Source organism: Tardiphaga sp. GW822-FHT04G09, from assembly GCF_058800725.1.
The window spans coordinates 63,338-80,643 of sequence record NZ_JBXAMO010000009.1; the positions used below are offsets into that span (position 1 = coordinate 63,338).

General features: G+C 60.4%; 9 protein-coding genes. 7 read left to right on the forward strand and 2 right to left on the reverse strand.

The features are described from left to right. The first annotated feature begins 99 nt into the window (after positions 1-99). The 3 genes from rfaD to AC1RLZ_RS17195 are packed head-to-tail and all read left to right on the forward strand — an operon-like array spanning position 100 to position 4,503. Positions 100-1,080, forward strand: coding sequence for an ADP-glyceromanno-heptose 6-epimerase (gene rfaD / locus AC1RLZ_RS17185; protein WP_493189588.1), 981 nt, complete (start codon positions 100-102; stop codon positions 1,078-1,080). 22 nt (positions 1,081-1,102) lie between these two features. Beyond that, positions 1,103-2,572: a D-glycero-beta-D-manno-heptose-7-phosphate kinase gene (gene rfaE1 / locus AC1RLZ_RS17190; RefSeq protein ID WP_493189589.1), complete on the forward strand. Its 1,470-nt coding sequence runs from the start codon at positions 1,103-1,105 to the stop codon at positions 2,570-2,572. Beyond that, positions 2,569-4,503 carry an SDR family NAD(P)-dependent oxidoreductase gene (locus tag AC1RLZ_RS17195; RefSeq protein WP_493189590.1) on the forward strand — a complete coding sequence of 645 codons (1,935 nt, stop codon included), beginning with the start codon at positions 2,569-2,571 and terminating at the stop codon, positions 4,501-4,503. Before rfaE1 ends, AC1RLZ_RS17195 begins: the two co-directional genes overlap by 4 nt. On the opposite strand, the gene AC1RLZ_RS17200 is transcribed toward AC1RLZ_RS17195, so the two are convergent. Continuing rightward, entirely contained in the window at positions 4,486-5,499 is a 1,014-nt protein-coding gene (locus AC1RLZ_RS17200; protein WP_493189591.1) for an MraY family glycosyltransferase, read from the reverse strand. The two genes, AC1RLZ_RS17195 and AC1RLZ_RS17200, sit on opposite strands and share 18 nt — an antisense overlap. A 256-nt stretch (positions 5,500-5,755) precedes the next feature. Here AC1RLZ_RS17200 and AC1RLZ_RS17205 point away from each other — a divergent pair, with 256 nt between their 5' ends. From AC1RLZ_RS17205 to AC1RLZ_RS17215, 3 genes are all read left to right on the forward strand, one after another. Then, positions 5,756-6,754, forward strand: a complete 999-nt coding sequence (locus AC1RLZ_RS17205; RefSeq protein WP_493189592.1) for an NAD-dependent epimerase — start codon at positions 5,756-5,758, stop codon at positions 6,752-6,754. Positions 6,755-6,763: 9 nt separating this feature from the next. Next, positions 6,764-8,176 carry a mannose-1-phosphate guanylyltransferase/mannose-6-phosphate isomerase gene (locus tag AC1RLZ_RS17210; protein WP_493189593.1) on the forward strand — a complete coding sequence of 471 codons (1,413 nt, stop codon included), beginning with the start codon at positions 6,764-6,766 and terminating at the stop codon, positions 8,174-8,176. 291 nt (positions 8,177-8,467) lie between these two features. Then, the gene (locus tag AC1RLZ_RS17215) at positions 8,468-8,752 is read left to right on the forward strand and encodes a hypothetical protein (protein WP_493189594.1); all 285 of its coding nucleotides are present in this window, start codon (positions 8,468-8,470) and stop codon (positions 8,750-8,752) included. A gap of 257 nt (positions 8,753-9,009) precedes the next feature. Here the strand turns inward: AC1RLZ_RS17215 and AC1RLZ_RS17220 are convergent, their stop codons facing one another. After that, positions 9,010-9,315: a hypothetical protein gene (locus AC1RLZ_RS17220; RefSeq protein WP_493189595.1), complete on the reverse strand. Its 306-nt coding sequence runs from the start codon at positions 9,313-9,315 to the stop codon at positions 9,010-9,012. Positions 9,316-9,637: 322 nt separating this feature from the next. Here AC1RLZ_RS17220 and AC1RLZ_RS17225 point away from each other — a divergent pair. Beyond that, the coding region (locus tag AC1RLZ_RS17225; RefSeq protein WP_493189596.1) for a DUF5801 repeats-in-toxin domain-containing protein at positions 9,638-17,306 on the forward strand (7,669 nt) is incomplete at its 3' end.

Here is a 17,306-nt window from a genome sequence, read left to right on the forward strand (position 1 = left end):
CCAACCATGTTCCCGCGGCGTTGACGACAACCCGTCGCCCAAGTTGCCTGTGGGGCAGGGTTGAGGCAAAGGTGGGTCAATCATGAGATCGGGGACTTCATGCTGCTTGTGACCGGAGGAGCCGGTTTTATCGGATCGAATGTCGTGGCCGCGCTGAACGATGCCGGCCGGGCGGACGTGGCCGTCTGCGACGTGCTCGGTCATGACGGAAAATGGCGCAATCTGGCCAAGCGGCAACTTGCGGACGTGGTGCCGCCAGCCGAGCTGATGGACTGGCTGCAGGGCCGCAAGCTCGATGCGGTCATTCATCTCGGCGCGATTTCGGAAACCACCGCGACTGACGGTGATCTGGTCATCGAGACGAACTTCCGGCTGTCGATGCGCCTGCTGGACTGGTGCACGGCCAATGCGACGCCGTTGATCTACGCATCCTCGGCCGCGACCTATGGCGACGGCAGTCAGGGCTTTCGCGACGAGCAGACTGTGCCGGAGCTGAAAAAGCTTCGGCCGATGAATCTCTACGGCTGGAGCAAGCATCTGTTCGACCTCGCGGTGGCCGAGCGCGTCGCCCAGGGCGAAAAGATGCCGCCGCAATGGGCAGGTCTGAAGTTCTTCAACGTGTTCGGGCCGAACGAGTACCACAAGGGCTCGATGATGAGCGTGCTGACGCGGCGCTTCGACGATATCAAGGCCGGCCGCGGCATCCAGTTGTTCAAGTCGCATCGCGAGGGTATTGCGGACGGCGACCAGCGCCGCGACTTCATCTATGTCGAGGACGTCGTGCGCGTGATGATGTGGCTGCTGGCGTCACCCGGTGTCAGCGGCATCTTCAATGTCGGCACCGGAACCGCGCGCAGCTTCAAGGATCTGATGTTGGCTGCCTATGCTGCACTCGGCACCAGGCCGAACATCGACTATATCGACATGCCAGAGCAGATTCGCGGCAGCTATCAATACTTCACGCAGAGCGAAGTCGATCGGTTGCGCGGCGCCGGCTACAACGGCGGGTTTACAACATTGGAAGATGCCGTCTCGCACTATGTGAAGGGCTTCCTCGACCAGCCCGATCGCTTCCGCTAACGGCGCAACAGGTACCGGTGTGATGTTTGATTTCGATGCCCTGTCGCATGCGATTGCCGACCAGACGGTGCTTTGCGTCGGCGATCTGATGCTCGACGAATTCGTCTATGGCGAGGTGTCGCGGATTTCGCCGGAAGCGCCTGCGCCGGTCATCGCCGTCCAGCGCAGCGAGATCAATATCGGCGGTGCCGGCAATGTCGCACGCAATATTGCCGCCCTTGGCGCGAAGTGCATCTTTGTCGGTCTGGTCGGTGAGGACGAGGCCGGCGCAACGCTAAAGAATGCGCTCGCGCAGGAACCTCTGATCGAAGCACTGCTGGTCGCGGATCCTTCGCGTCCGACGACGCGCAAGGTGCGCTTCGTGTCAGAGCATTTCTCGACGCATATGCTGCGTGCCGACTGGGAACTGGCTGCGCCTGCGTCCGCGGCCATCGAGAAGCAATTGATCGGTACGATTTTGCCGCAACTCGCGCGCGCCGACATCGTACTGCTATCCGATTATGCCAAGGGTGTGCTGACCGCGCGGGTGATCCGCAACGTCATCGATGCGGCGAAGAAGCTCGGCAAGCGCGTCATCGTCGATCCCAAGAGCGCAAATTTTGCGATCTATCGCGGCGCGACGTTACTAACGCCGAACCGCAAGGAATTCGCCGAAGCAACGCGCAGCCGTGCAGACAGCGACATCAATATTGCGACCGCTGCGCAGGAAGCGATGATCCTGGCGGATTGCGCCGCGATGCTGGTGACCCGGAGCGAGCATGGCATGACGCTGGTGCCACGCGACGGCGAGCCCATCCATGTGCCGGCGCTGCCAGTCAAGGTGCGTGATGTCTCGGGGGCCGGCGACACGGTGGCTGCAATGCTGGCTGTGGCGCTGGCGGCCGGGGCTGACTGGGAAGCGGCTTTGCGCGCGGCAACTGCCGCGGCAGCGGTCGCTGTCAGCAAGAAGGGGACGGCGGTGGTCACACCGTCCGAACTGCGTCGCCGGATTTTGCCGCACGCGTTTCTGGCCGCCGAAGAGAAAATCGTGGCATCGACCGAGCTCAATGCGCAACTGGCCGACTGGCGCAAGCAACAGTTGCGGATCGGTTTCACCAATGGCTGTTTCGACATCCTGCATCCCGGCCATGTGAAGGTTCTGACGGCAGCGCGCGCGACCTGCGATCGCCTGATCGTCGGCCTCAACAGCGACGCCTCCGTGAAGCGGCTGAAGGGCGAGGGGCGCCCGGTGCAGGACGAACGCGCTCGCGCAGAGGTCCTTGCGGCGCTGGAGGCGGTCGATCTGGTCGTGATTTTCGAAGAGGATACCCCCCTGAACCTGATTACGCAGATCGCGCCGGCTACGCTGGTCAAAGGCGGCGATTACACGCGAGAACAGGTCGTCGGCCATGAGGTCGTTGCTGCCTCGGGCGGAGAGGTGATCCTGATCGATATCCTGCAAGGCCATAGCACGACGTCGCTGGTCGAGCGCGCGCGCAGCGGACAGTCATGACACGAATCACACGGTTTACCGCGCGTAACTGGATGATTGCGATCCATGACGCCATCGTCACGGCGGCTGCGGTCGTTCTCAGTTTCGTGCTTCGGTTCGACGGCGAGAATCTATGGGATCGGCTGCCGCTGCTTCTGAATATCCTGCCGTACTTCGTCGTTTTCAGCTTCTTCGTCTGCTACGTGTTCAATCTGACGACGACGAAGTGGCGTTTCATCTCGCTGCCCGATCTGCTGAATATCATCAAGGCTTCCACGGTGCTGACGGGCGCGCTTCTGGTGCTCGACTACATCTTCCTGGCGCCGAACGTGTATGGCACCTTCTTTCTCGGCAAGACCACGATCGTCATCTACTGGTTCATCGAGATCTTCTTTCTCAGCGGAACGCGACTGGCTTATCGTTATTTCCGCTACACGCGCACACGCAATCAAGCGCGCGCGATGGATGCATCACCGGCCCTGCTGATTGGTCGTGCGGCCGATGCCGAGGTGTTCTTGCGTGGCATTGAGAGTGGTGCCGTCAAGCGCATGTGGCCGGTTGGCATCTTGTCGCCGGCGATGTCCGATCGCGGACAGGCGATCCGAGGTGTGCCGGTCCTCGGCGGCATCGACGATCTCGGCAATGTCGTTGATGACTTCAGCACGCGGCAACGCCCGATCGAACGGATCGTGATGACGCCGTCGGCGTTTGAAGCAGAGGCGTTGCCCGAGTCGGTATTGATGCGTGCGCGTAAGCTCGGGCTGACAGTGAGCCGGATTCCGTCGCTCGAGGAAAGCCGCGATACGCCGCAACTGGCACCGGTAGCAGTCGAGGATCTGTTGCTGCGGCCAAGCGTCAAGATCGACTATGCCCGGCTGGAGAATTTCGTGCGCGGCAAGGCGGTCGTCGTGACCGGCGGTGGCGGCTCGATCGGCTACGAGATCTGCGATCGTGTCATCACTTTCGGCGCGGCTCGGCTGCTTATTATCGAGAATTCGGAGCCGGCGCTTCATGCGGCTATGGAAAAGCTGGCAGCCAAGGTCACCAGCGCGGTGATCGAGGGCCGCATCGCCGATGTCAGGGACCGCGAGCGAATTCATCAACTGATGATCGCCTTCAGGCCGGATGCGGTGTTTCACGCAGCCGCGCTGAAACATGTGCCGATCCTGGAGCGCGACTGGGGCGAGGGCGTCAAGACCAACATCTTCGGCTCTGTGAATGTCGCCGATGCGGCGCTCACGTCGGGAGCGGATGCGATGGTGATGATTTCCACCGACAAGGCGATCGAGCCGGTGTCAATGCTCGGCCTCACCAAGCGTTTCGCCGAGATGTATTGCCAGGCACTCGATGGTGACGCCATCAGCGGCAGTGCCGCCAAGTCGCCCATGCGGTTGATCTCGGTGCGGTTCGGTAATGTTCTGGCGTCGAATGGGTCCGTCGTGCCGAAGTTCAAGGCGCAGATCGAGGCCGGTGGGCCGGTGACGGTGACGCACCCTGATATGGTGCGCTACTTCATGACCATCCGCGAGGCCTGCGATCTGGTCGTCACCGCTGCAACCCATGCGATGAATGCGCAGCACGCCGATGCATCGGTCTATGTGCTCAGCATGGGGCAACCGGTGAAGATCGTCGATCTCGCCGATCGCATGATCCGGCTGTCCGGTCTTCAGCCCGGCTACGACATCGATATCGTGTTCACCGGTGTTCGACCGGGCGAGCGGCTCAACGAGATATTGTTCGCCGAGCAGGAGCCGACCAGCGAGATCGGTATCGCCGGCATCCTTGCCGCGCGCCCGAACGAGTTGCCGCTGGAGACGCTGAACAGCTGGCTTACGATCTTGCGGAAAGCCATTGATGCGGACGAGCACGAAGTCGCTGTGGCAACGCTGAAGGATGCCGTCCCGGAATATCGGGCGGGGCACAGTGAGGCTGCGTTAGCGGCGCGGGGTTGAGAATGCCCGCAATACCGCGGCGACGCCGATGCCGGCAAGTATAAGCAGAGCTGCGTCGGCGACGCCTGAACGGAGATAGATCGACAGCCCGGCCAGTGCCGCCAGGCCGATATTGAGCGCGAACACCGTTCGCACCACCTCGATCACGGCGAAGCCATTGTCCGTCGCGCGCTGATAGAAGTGTGAGCGATGCGCCAGCCATACCGGCTCGCGCTTTACCAGCCGCCGGAGCAGGGTGATGGTCGCGTCGGCAAGGTAATACAGCGGCAGCAGGATGGCGGCAGCCAGATGGTGTGCATAGGCCAGTTGCAGGAAGCACCAGGCCAGTAACAACCCGATGGGAAGGCTGCCGACGTCGCCCAGAAACATCTTCGCAACGGGCCGATTGAATGGCGCGAAGCCGAGTGTGGCGCCGCAAAGCGCAGCGGCAATGAGTGCCGTCGACAACGGCAGTTGCCCGGAGAAGCCGATCAGCACCAGTGCCGCGGTGATCGGAATCACCTCGGCCACTGTGATCCAGTCGAGCCCATCCATGAAATTCACGAGATTGACGAACCAGAGTGCGGCCAGCAGCAGCAAGCCGCGTTCGATCCAGAGAGGCAGGTCCGGTGTGATCTGCAGTGTCGGGGGCAGGGCAAACAGGATCGCGGCAATACTGACGGCTTGCAGCAGCAGTCGCGGCGTCACGGAAATCGGACGCAGATCATCAATCGCGCCGATGGTTGCGATCAGGATCGTTGCACCAAACAGCACCCATAGTGTCGGTGTCGCTGAAATCGAAAGACTTGCAATCGAGCCCGCGGCAACCAGCAGTGTGACTGATATCACCGCGATGCCGGCGCCTTGTGGTGTCGGCACCTTGTGGGACGATCGGGCATTCGGTCGCGCCATTGCGTAGCGGATCAGCAGCGGATGAATGGCTTTGATGCAAACCGCGGACAGAACGGCGGCTACAACCAGAGCGACGAAGGTTGTAATCAATTCGAATGACGACATCGGGATGACACTGGTCCCAGGAATGACATGCGTTGCAGGGAAGATTGGGGTCGCTATGGGACAAATAGTTTGGAGTTATGCAGGGCGCCTCTTCTTAGCCTGTTTTTACGGCATAGCTAGCGGCGAAGGCCGCGGTTCTGACGCAATCGGGTGTTGCGATACCGAAGTATTTCAGCATCATCGTCTGGATGACTAATGAAATGCGACGCGGATCGTCATGCAACGTGGCGATTCCTGGCGAATGTCTGGGGACACGATGTCTGAACAACCCATCCTTGTCACCGGTGCTGCCGGCTTCATCGGTTTCCATGTGACGCGGCACTTGCTGGCTGAAGGCCATACGGTCGTTGGCCTCGATAGCGTCAACAGCTATTACGATCCGGCGCTGAAGGAGGCGCGGCTGAAGCTGCTGGAGGGCCAGCCCCGCTTTACCTTTGTGAGGGCGAATCTGGCAGATCGCCCCGCGATCTCGGCACTGTTTGGCGAATACAAATTCCCGGTCGTCGTCCATCTCGCAGCGCAAGCCGGTGTTCGCTATTCGATCGATCAGCCGCATGCCTATGCCGATGCCAATCTCGAGGGTTTTCTCAATATCCTCGAAGGATGCCGGCACAATGGCTGTGAGCATCTGCTTTATGCGTCGTCATCGTCGGTCTATGGCGCCAACAAGAAGAAGCCGTTCTCCGTCAGCGACAGGGTCGACAATCCGATCAGCCTTTATGCAGCGACGAAAAAGGCCAACGAGTTGATGGCGCATTCCTACAGCCATCTCTATCGCCTGCCGACTACCGGACTGCGTTTCTTCACCGTCTATGGTCCGTGGGGGCGGCCGGATATGGCGATCTTCCTGTTTACCAAGGCGATCCTCGACAAGCAGCCGATCAAGCTCTTCAATCACGGTAACATGCGTCGCGACTTTACCTATGTCGACGACGTTGTCAGTGCTATCGGACGGCTGATCGATCATGTGCCGACCGGCAGCGAGGATCAGGCTCCGGCACGAATCTACAATGTCGGCAACCACAAGCCAGAGGACCTTTTGCATGTGGTCTCGGTTCTTGAGAAGGAACTGGGGCTTGAGGCGATCAAGACGATGCTGCCGATGCAGCCGGGCGATGTGCCTGAGACTTTTGCCGATGTGGATGATCTGATGCGTGACGTCGGCTTCAAACCGGATACCTCGATCGAGGAGGGGATTCGGCAATTTGTGGCGTGGTATCGCAGCCACTACGGTAATCTGAACGCGAAGGGTTGAGAACGGCTGATGAGCAAGCGCATTATTCCCCTGATTATGTGCGGCGGTGCCGGTACGCGCCTGTGGCCGTCGTCGCGTGAGGGACGCCCGAAGCAATTTCTGCCATTGTTCGGGCCGCGCTCGACCTTTCAGGACACCGTGATTCGTGTGTCCGACGCCGGCTTGTTCGATCGTCCCATTGTCATCACCAGCGCCGCCTATCGTTTCATGGTGCGCGAACAACTCGCCGAGATCGGGCTTGAGGCTGACATCCTGCTCGAGCCGGCGCGGCGCGATTCCGGTCCGGCCATTGCCGCAGGCGCTGCTTTTGCACAGGCTCGGGATGAGGACGCGGTCGTGCTCGCGCTCGCCGCCGATCATGTGGTCCGCGACGTGCCGGCTTTCGTGACGGCGTGCCGTGCGGGTCTGGTGGTTGCCGATGCCGGCCACATCGTGACGTTCGGCGTGCAGCCGGAGCGCCCGGCCACCGAATATGGCTATATTTCACCAGGCCAGGTGCTTTCCGGCGAGGTGAAGAGTGTCGCCAAATTCGTCGAGAAGCCGGATCTGCAGACAGCAACCGGTTATATCGAGGCCGGTTATCTCTGGAACAGCGGCAACTTCATGTTTCGGGCGGGGATGCTGCTCGATGAATATCGCCGCGTCGACAGCGATAGTGTCGAGACCATCACCAGCGCTGTGGCGAAGGCTGGCCGCGATCTCGGCTTCTTTACGCTCGATGCGGACGCTTTCGGGAAGGCAAAATCGATCTCTGTCGACTATGCCGTGATGGAGAAGACGACGAAGGCGGCCGTGGTGCCGGTGTCCTGCGGCTGGTCGGATGTGGGCTCGTGGCTCGCAGTGTGGGAGCTGTCCAACAAGGATGCGCAGGGCAATGCCGCGCAAGGCGTGGCGGTGTTCGAGGACTCGCGTAACTGCAACGTGGCCAGCGATGGTCCGGTGGTGGCCCTGGAGGGCGTCGACGACCTCGTGGTGGTGGCGACGCACGACGCTGTGCTGGTCTCCCGCCAGAAGGATGCTAACGGCTTGAAACGGCTTGTGGCTAAGCTGAAGGTTGCGGCACCCCGGGTCACCGAAGATCATCTCAAGGTGCATCGCCCGTGGGGATCTGTGCAGGCCCTTGAGGATGGCGAGCGCTATCAGGTGAAGCGCCTTGTGGTGAAAGCCGGAGAGCGGCTGTCACTCCAGAAGCACCACCATCGCTCCGAACACTGGATCGTTGTGCGTGGTACCGCGAAGGTGACGATCAACGATCTGATCAAGACCGTTCACGAGAACGAGTCGATCTACATCCCGCTCGGTGCAACGCATCGTCTGGAAAACCCCGGCAAGATTCCGCTCGAGCTGATCGAGGTGCAGACGGGAAGCTATCTTGGCGAGGACGACATCGTTCGCATTGAGGACGACTACAAGCGAATCTGAGGTCTTTCGGTGCAGTGCCTGAATTCCTGATTACGACAGGCCGTCGCGCGGTCCGAGGGCCGCGTCGTTCTCTTCGTTTTGGTGGAAGATTAGTAATCGCTGTTTTGTATCTAAATACCTACCGCTAGGCGGAGCAGGCCGCCTGCGCAGCCGCGTCCCATGCGAGTCGGAGACATGGCTGTAGCGGACGGGGCAGCGACGGTCGGCTACCATCATCTGCCTATTTGCCTTGTATGTGCGCTCCGGTTTTGGCAACGTTGATGGATAGATCGCAGATCGGGGGATATCCGGATGCACAAAATTTTCTCGCGATTGATTTTTCTGTCAGCCACGTTTTGTTTGCTAGCGGTGCCCGCGCGCGCAGATTGGTTCGCGCATCCGTTGCAGGCCTATCAGCTGGGCGACCCTCCCTATTGGCCGGGCGTCCACAACTGGGAGCCAGCGATCGCGTCCGGCTGCTGGAAATGGAATTGGCAGCAGCGTAGCTGGTACGACCATTGTCCGGTTTACGTACATCCAAAGGCGTTCATGTACTCACGCGGTACATCGCGCGTGGTGCTGCACACGAAGTACTGACATCAGCCGAATTGGAGCCGTCTGGATCGAGGCACACTGTCGCGCGTCAGTACGGCGGCCATTGCGTTAGCGTCGGTTGAGATTGTAAATGCAACGCACTACTCGACAGTGCGCAGACAGCCAGCCGCGCAGAATGTTCGCAACGGCAGGCCCCTTTGAATGCGCTAGCTAAAGCCACCACAGCGTTTCGAGCCGGGTGTGTATGATGCTTCGTCCGCTTCGATTCTATCGAACGAAGTTCTCGTATCCGGATTTACTCACTGGGTGATCGAACAGGCGACCGCGTCGCGCTTGCCGGCATTGAGAATTGCATTCTCGCGCAAGCCATCCAGCCATATTCCCTTGCCAGCATACCGATAGCCGACTCCCATCGGGACCAGGCGGACATAAGAGCCGCGCAACGTCGCCGTAACGACCTCGCCGGCTGCGCTGATGGCGATCGGGCAGAGCGGATAGCTACGACCGTTCTCGCATTGAAAGACGATATCCGAACAGCGCCCGACGGACTCCGGCGTTGCGATCAGCCCAAGATCCGCGGCTGCCGCTACGTTCGAAAGGCTCAAGCCGCCTGCCAAGATTGCAGTTAAGGCAATGAATTTACTTGAAAAAAAATTCAACATCGTGTCGCCCCCACTCTGAAGTTGCATGAGCTAACCCTCCGGCGTGCCCGGGGTCAATGGATTTGACAGGGCTGCTGGCGGTCGGCGCGGCCTGTGGCCGCTTAACCACAATGATCTTTACCCTTTATTTATCCTTTATGATTCCTTGCCCCTTCGATCAATTTCAGAGAAAGTGCATAATTAAGAAATCATTAAAAGCGGTAAGCAGCCTGTAATTTCTTTCAACTGCTTTTTTGAAGCAAATTTTACTTACGGGGTTTGTATTATGAATGGACCTTTTCAGGTTGCTCAAGCGGGCACCGTTGCTGGACAGTCCGCCGGAAAACTCCCGAAGCACATCGTCAGGATCACGAAGCCGTATGCCGAACAGGCAGTCACGATCGCGCTGAGTTACGACGGCAGCGTACGGGCTGACGTGTCCGCCATCGCCGGAGAAAAAATCACACTCGTCCATGTCGGCGAGAAGCTCATCATCCTGTTTGACAATAAGTCGACGGTCACGCTTGAGCCCTACTTCGATGCGACGGGCAAGCCGCTCGATGGCATCAGCATGGAGGTGTCGCCCGGGCGCGATCTCACCGGCACCGAATTCGCGGCGCTGTTTCCCGTCACCGAAGATCAGTCAGTGTTGCCCGCTGCCGGCGACGGTAACGGCAATGCGCAAGCATCGGGCGCAAACTTTTCTAGCGTTGGTGTTGATCCGCTCGCCGCGCCGAATCCGCTCGATCTGCTTGGCCAGGAGGAATTGCCCGGACTGCAGTTTACCGTCCAGCTCGGGACATCGGTCACCGCCGCAGAAATAGCGCTGACCGCGAGCTTCGTACTGTCAAATACCGACGTCGTTCACGACGAGACGGCTGGCATCCAGACGCTTCTCGCCAGCGATCAAGCTGGTGCGCCACCGTTCGCAGCGCCGGCCGGCGCTGCGCCTTTGATCGGCTGGGCACAAAGTCTGCTGTCGGAAATCGCTTCTTCGACCGTCGATTTCGGCACTCATGGCGCCGGAACGGTTGCTTATACGCTCCGCGCTGCCGACGGGAATGTCTTCACGGGAGCTGATAGCGGGCTTCGCGCGACACAGACCGGAAACGAAATCTTCCTCTTCACAGAAGGCGATCTTGTTGTGGGTCGCGAGGGTAATGGTAGCACTCCGAACGCCAATGGCGTGGTGGCCTTCGCGCTGTTCCTCGAGCCGGGCTCGCTGAAGCTCGATCTCGCCCAGTACGAGGCGATCAGCCATCCGAACGCGTCGGATCCGAATGATCTGGTTGGTCTCGGCGACCTCGTTCACGTCACCCAGATTGCAACTGCCGCAGACGGCACCATCCTGACGACGACATCAGCGGCTGGGCTCAATATTTCATTCCTCGACGACGGCCCTGGCATTCTGGTGACGGTGGTCCAGCCGGAGGAAGGGACTGCGCACCTTGCGACCCTGTCGCTCGATGAATCGATCGGCGGCGACCGCGACGCCAATGGTGCGCCGGATGGAACGCCCGACGATACCGGCAATACTGTGCCTGATCCGACTGGCACAAATCCGATCGGCGAAATGAAGACCGCGGCTGGCGAAGGCAACGTGCCAGGTGATCTGCAGGCGCTGTTCAATGTCGTCAGGGATCCGGGAACGGACGGCGAGAAGTCGACCACCTATGCCTTCACGTTTGCGCTTACGGGAACTGGCGAAACGGGCGGCGTCGCTTCCACGCTGAAGGTGACCGATCCTACCCACATCTACGGCGACGACACCATCTATCTGTTCAGGGTGAGCGCCACCGAAATCGTCGGTCACGTCGGCAACGATCCGAACGGTCCGATCGCGCTCCGGGTTACGCTGCAGGATGCTGGCAGCCTCTCGGGTGGCCAGCTCGTGGTCGATCAATATATGGCGATCGACCATGGCCAGGACGGCAATAACTTCGATTCGTCACAGTCGCTCCATCTGGTAGGCGAGGGCGCAGGCCTTGGCGTGACGCTGACTGCCACCATCACCGACGGCGACAACGACACCGCGACGTCTTCGGCAACGATTGCGATCGCCGGCCAGCAAACATCCAGCATCAGCTTTCAGGACGATGGTCCTGCAATTGCGGTGACGGTGATCCAGCCGGAGGAAGGTTCCGCGCACCTTGCGACCCTGTCGCTCGATGAATCGATCGGCGGCGACCGCGGCGCCAATGGTGCGTCTGACGGAACGCTCGACGATACCGGCAATACTTTGCCTGATCCGACTGGCACAAATCCGATCGGCGAACTCAAGTCGACGGCGGGAGACGGCAGCAAGCCCGGTGATCTGGAAGCGCTCTTCAGCGTCACGAAAATTGCCGGCACCGACGGCGAGAAATCGACGACCTATGCCTACAGTCTTGATTTGACGGGCATTGGTGACAATGGCGGCGTCGCTTCGACTCTGAAGGTGACCGACCCTACCCACATCTACGGCAACGACACCATCTATCTGTTCAGGGTGAGCGCCACCGAAATCGTCGGTCACGTCGGCAACGATCCGAACGGTCCGATCGCGCTCCGGATTACTCTGCAGGACGCTGGCAGCCTCTCAGGTGGCCAGCTCGTGGTCGATCAATATATGGCGATCGACCATGGCCAGGACGGCAACAACTTCGATTCCTCGCAGTCGCTCAATCTGGTAGGCGAGGGCGCAAGCCTCGGTGTGACGCTGACTGCCACCATTACCGACGGCGACAACGACACCGCGACGTCTTCGGCGACGATTGCGATCGCCGACGGGAACAGCTCAAGCATCAGTTTCCAGGATGATGGCCCTGTGGTGACCGTGGCCGAGACGGCAGGTTTCCAGATCGTCCACGACGAAACCCTGCTGCTGCAGAGCCCGCCGTTCGGCGACGATAACGATATCCTCTTCACCCCGGTCTTCAACAGCGTGGCCAATCCGGGGCACGACCCGGACGGTGTGTTCGGCCTGCCACTGGGATATGCCCGAAGCGCTGTGTCGGCTCTGACGATCGGCTCGGTCGATTTCGGCACCGATGGTGCCGCCGCCACGAATTCCAAGATCTTCACTCTGACATTGACGAACCAGAACGGCGATATCGCGACCGGCCCGATCGACTCTGGCATCAAGACCACCGATGGCCACGAGATATTCCTGTTCGTCGAGAATGGTCTCATCGTCGGGCGCTATGACGGATCGGATGCGGATTCCACTGTTACTAATACTGGCAACGATCCGGCCGCATTTGCGATCGCAATCAATGCATCAACCGGCATTGTGTCGCTGGTCCAGTATGTGTCTCTGTTCCACCCAAGCGCCGACGTCGGCGGCGACAGCGACGAAGCCGTTTCGTTGGCAAACGCACTGGGCAGCATCAAGGCCACCCTGACCGTCACCGACGGCGATGGCGATACCGCCTCGGCATCAGCTACGATCTCTGGCGCGATCCAGTTCGAAGACGACGGTCCGCTGGTGACGGTGGTGGTGTCGCGGAATTTCGGAGTCACGGCGGATGAGAGCGCCGGTCTTCAGGCCAACGACGTCGCCGGTCCGCTGGCAGCCTTTGCCGGTGTTTCCAGCCCAGGGGACGATCCGGACGAGACCGGACCGGTCCTGGCATATGCGACCAGCAACGGTGTCGCACTGACGGTGGTGCCGTATTTCGGTGTCGACGGTCCGGACCCGACCACCCCTATCACGTACTCGCTGGCGCTCAATTCGTCCGTATCCGGCGTGACATTGACCGACGGAAGCGCGATCAGTCTCCATCTTGAGAGCGGGCTGATCGTCGGCCGCGTCGACACTGGAGCTTTTGCAGGCGATGCGGCATTTGCCATCGCCATCGATCCGGCCAACGGCAAGGTGTCGGTGGTCGAATATCTGTCACTCAATCATCAGAACACGGCGAATCCAAACGATACGGTTTCGCTCGCGGCAGGTGCAGTTTCCGCCGTCGTGACCATCAAGGATGGTGATGGCGACACCGCCTCAGCATCCGCAGATATTTCCGGAAATATCCACTTCAACGACGACGGCCCGACGCTGATTACCAATGGTTCGGTGGCTGCGAACGTCGATGAAGACGGTCTGCACACGCCCGGTCTGTCGGATTCCAACCCGGACAACAGCCGTCCGGGCGAGGTCGCCGGCACCAACTCCGCCGTTGCGACGGGGGCAGCCGGTGCGCTTAAGGCACTGGTTGACTTCGGCGCGGACGGTTTCGGCAGCTTTGGACTCAAGACGATCACTACGCCGGTCGACACCGGCCTGAAATCCGACGGCGGGCATATCCTCGTGGTGACCGACGTCAATGGCCTGCACGGCTATGTCGACAACGGCACGCCGGGATATGACGCGGGCGATCGCGAAATTTTCATGCTGACGGTCGGCGCGGACGGTTCTTATGTCTTCACGCTGAAGGATCAGATCGACCATCCGACGCTCAACAATCTGCTTGGCGATAACACTGAAAACACCCAGGCGATCGATCTGTCGTCCTATGTTGTGGCAACGGACGGCGATGGCGATAGCGTTCCACTCGGCGCCGGTACGTTTACGGTCACCGTGCTTGACGACATTCCGGTCATCACGGCGCGTGCGCCGGAGCAGACGACGGTCACGACCACCGAGACTGTTACTTACACCCTGCAGGCGGGCAATACCGACATCCGCGGTATGGATGGCCAGAACAACCATGACATCAAGCTGACCGGCATCGACCTCAAGGAGGGTGACAACAGCGTCAACACCACCGGCACCAAGATCGGCGTCGGCGATGGCCAGATCATTGATGGCTACGACACGCATCCGGGGCTGACAGGCCCCGAAATCCTCACGATGACGTTCGTCAACAACCTGCAGATCACCGGTGTTCCCAACAATCCGACGATCATGGATTCCGGATCCTACGACGTCTCTTCCGCCACATTCTCGATCGACGTGGCGGAAGCCCACGGCGTCGAAACCGCGGTGGTCTTCGTGTCCGCCACCAACAACGGTGCTTTTGTCGCGCTCACCTTTACCGTGAATGGATTGCCGTTTGCCGGCGCCACGCCTGTGTTCCAGGGCGGCATGCAGGTTGGTTACGTGCTTGACGGCGTGACGGATCTTTCGACCGTCCAGGCGATCGGCACAACCCCGTTCGACGTCTTTAATGTCGGCAACTACAATAATTACCAGTTCGACAACACCGCAGGTGGTGGCCACGAGACGTTCACCGACGGCAATTCCTTCAAAGTGTTCGGTATCGAATCCACGATCACGACCACCACCATTGTCACGGAAACGTTCAAGGTCAGCGAGGACGAAAGTACCGGCGTGAACACCGCGGCCGATCCGAATCCGGCCAATGACGTCGATCCGCTCGCCAATGTCCCGCCCGCAGCCATCGCTGAGGCAGGCGCCATTGGCTATGCGAAATCGCCGACCAGCGTGCTTGCCCCGGGGGCGCTATTCGCAGGCAAGGTGGGCGCCGACGAGCCAGGCGTGTATTCCTTTGCGGTCACCGACAAGGACGGTAACGCGATCAGCGGAGTCGATTCTGGCCTGAAGACCCTCGATGGCAGCCACATTATGCTGACAACGGACGCCAGCGGGGCAGTTGTCGGCGCGGTCGGTCAGACCGAGATTTTCAAGGTCTATGTCGATAGTGCCGGATACGTTTGGATCGCGCAGTACCAGGCGATCGCGAATGACCTGGCGGGCTCAAGCCCGGCTGCATTCGATGATATCGCGACGGTCACTGCCGACCTGCACATCAAGGCAACGCTGACGGACTTTGACGGCGATTCTACCAGTGCGGTGTCCGGTGTGGCGTTGCAAATCCAGTTCCAGGATGACGGCCCGATTGCCGTCAATGACATCGATTCCGCCAATGGCGCTGCGCTGACGGCGACCGGCAATGTGATAACCGGTATCGATATTGCTGTTGGCGCCGACGCCAATGCGACGGACGGCAACAAGGATACAGTTGGAGCCGACGGTGCGAAGATCACGGAGGTCGCAGGCGTTACGACCATCACGACGCCCGACGGTGCGAACAACTTCCAGGTTACCGGCCAATACGGTACGCTCGTGATCAACGCAAATGGCGACTATACCTATACGCGATTTAACGGCTCGCCCATCGTTGCCAACGACGTCTTCACCTATACTCTGACCGACGGCGACGGTGATTTCTCGACGGCGAAGCTGACCATCAGCATCTCCGATCACGGCGTGACCGTCTCCGGTATTGGTGCGACCGGTGGTGATGAGGCCGTTTTTGAAGCCAATCTTCCTACAGGTTCATCGCCGAACGATCCACTGCTGACCCAGATCGGCACGTTCCATTTCTCGGCGCCGGATGGCGTCGATGATCTGAGCATCGGCGGGACGCTGGTCGTACAGAATGGCGTCGTGCAGAACATCAACACGCCGTTCAACACGACCTATGGCGTTCTTACCATCACCGGTGTGGACCTTTTGGCCGGGACGGTCAGCTATTCATATACGCTGGCCCACAACACTCTGGCACATGGTCCGCTGTCCAACGGCGGCGCAAATTCGGTTTTCGATAGTATCGCGGTCCAGGTGACCGACACGGACGGCGATGCGGCAAGTTCCAGCCTGATCGTCAAGGTCGTGGACGACGTGCCAACGGCACACGCGGACACGGATGCGGCACAGTCGGGTCAGGTGACTGCCGGCAACGTGATTACGGATGCCGAAGCCAATGGCGACAACGGCGCCGACAAGGCGGGGGCGGACGGCATCGCGTCGATTGCGTGGACGGGTGTGGCAGGCAGCACGGTGACGGGCGTCCATGGCGTGCTGACGGTCGATGCGAACGGCGGCTACAGCTATCATGCCAACCCGAATACCTCGGGGACGGACGTGTTCCATTACATGATCACGGATGGCGACGGCGACACTTCGCCCTCGACGCTGACGATCACCGTGGCGAACGGCCAGCCGCTGGTGGCACCGGCGAGCGCGACGGTGGATGAGGCGGCGCTGGATACGGCCACGAATCCGAGCGATCTGGGTGCCGGCACGGTGACGGGATCGACCCCGTCTTCGACGGCAGAGACGACGACGGGCACGCTGACGTTCTCGGATCCGGATGTCCCGGTGACGGTGACCGGAATCGCGGCGGGCAATCTCGGCACCGACGTATCAGGCAATGTCGGCACCACGATCGCTGGCCTCTACGGGCTGCTGAAAGTGGATAGCTCGGGTCACTACACCTATACGCTGACGTCGCCGTTTACGACGACACCGGCGACGGACAATGGCGTGACGACCGAGCCAGGCAAGGACGTGTTCACCTTTACGGTGACCGATGCCTTCAACAACACGTCGACGTCGACGATCTCGATCTCGATCATCGATGACGTGCCGCACGCGGTTGCTCCGCCGACGGTGCTGAATATCGATGAAGCGGGCTTGACCGGCTTCCCGTCGGTGCAGGCTCAGACCGGCTTCCTCAACATCAACTGGGGCGCCGACAACGGCGTGGCCAAGCAGGTCGCCTTTGCGACGGACGGCAGCGGCCACTATGGTCCGGCCCTCGCGTCGGGCGGCGTCACGCTGGATTATTTCGTGACCACGGTCACGGATGCGGCCAATGTGGTGCATCCGGAACTGGTTGCCTACAAGCACCTCGGCGATCCCAACGATCCGGTCTTTACGATCACGCTGACGACGCCGTCGGGTAACAACAATCCGTATTACACCTTTGCGCTTTTCCACCCGCTCGATGAGCCTGCGGCCGGCACCGATACGATGCCGCTCAACTTCCATGTGACGGCGACGGATGCCGATGGCGATACGATCCCGGTTACGCTGACGGTGAACGTGAAGGACGACGTACCGACGGCACATGCCGACAGTGGCAATGTGGCGGAAGGCGGCGTGCTGACGGTGAGTGCGGCGGCCGGCGTGCTGGCGAATGACATCGCGGGTGCGGATGGCCTGGCGG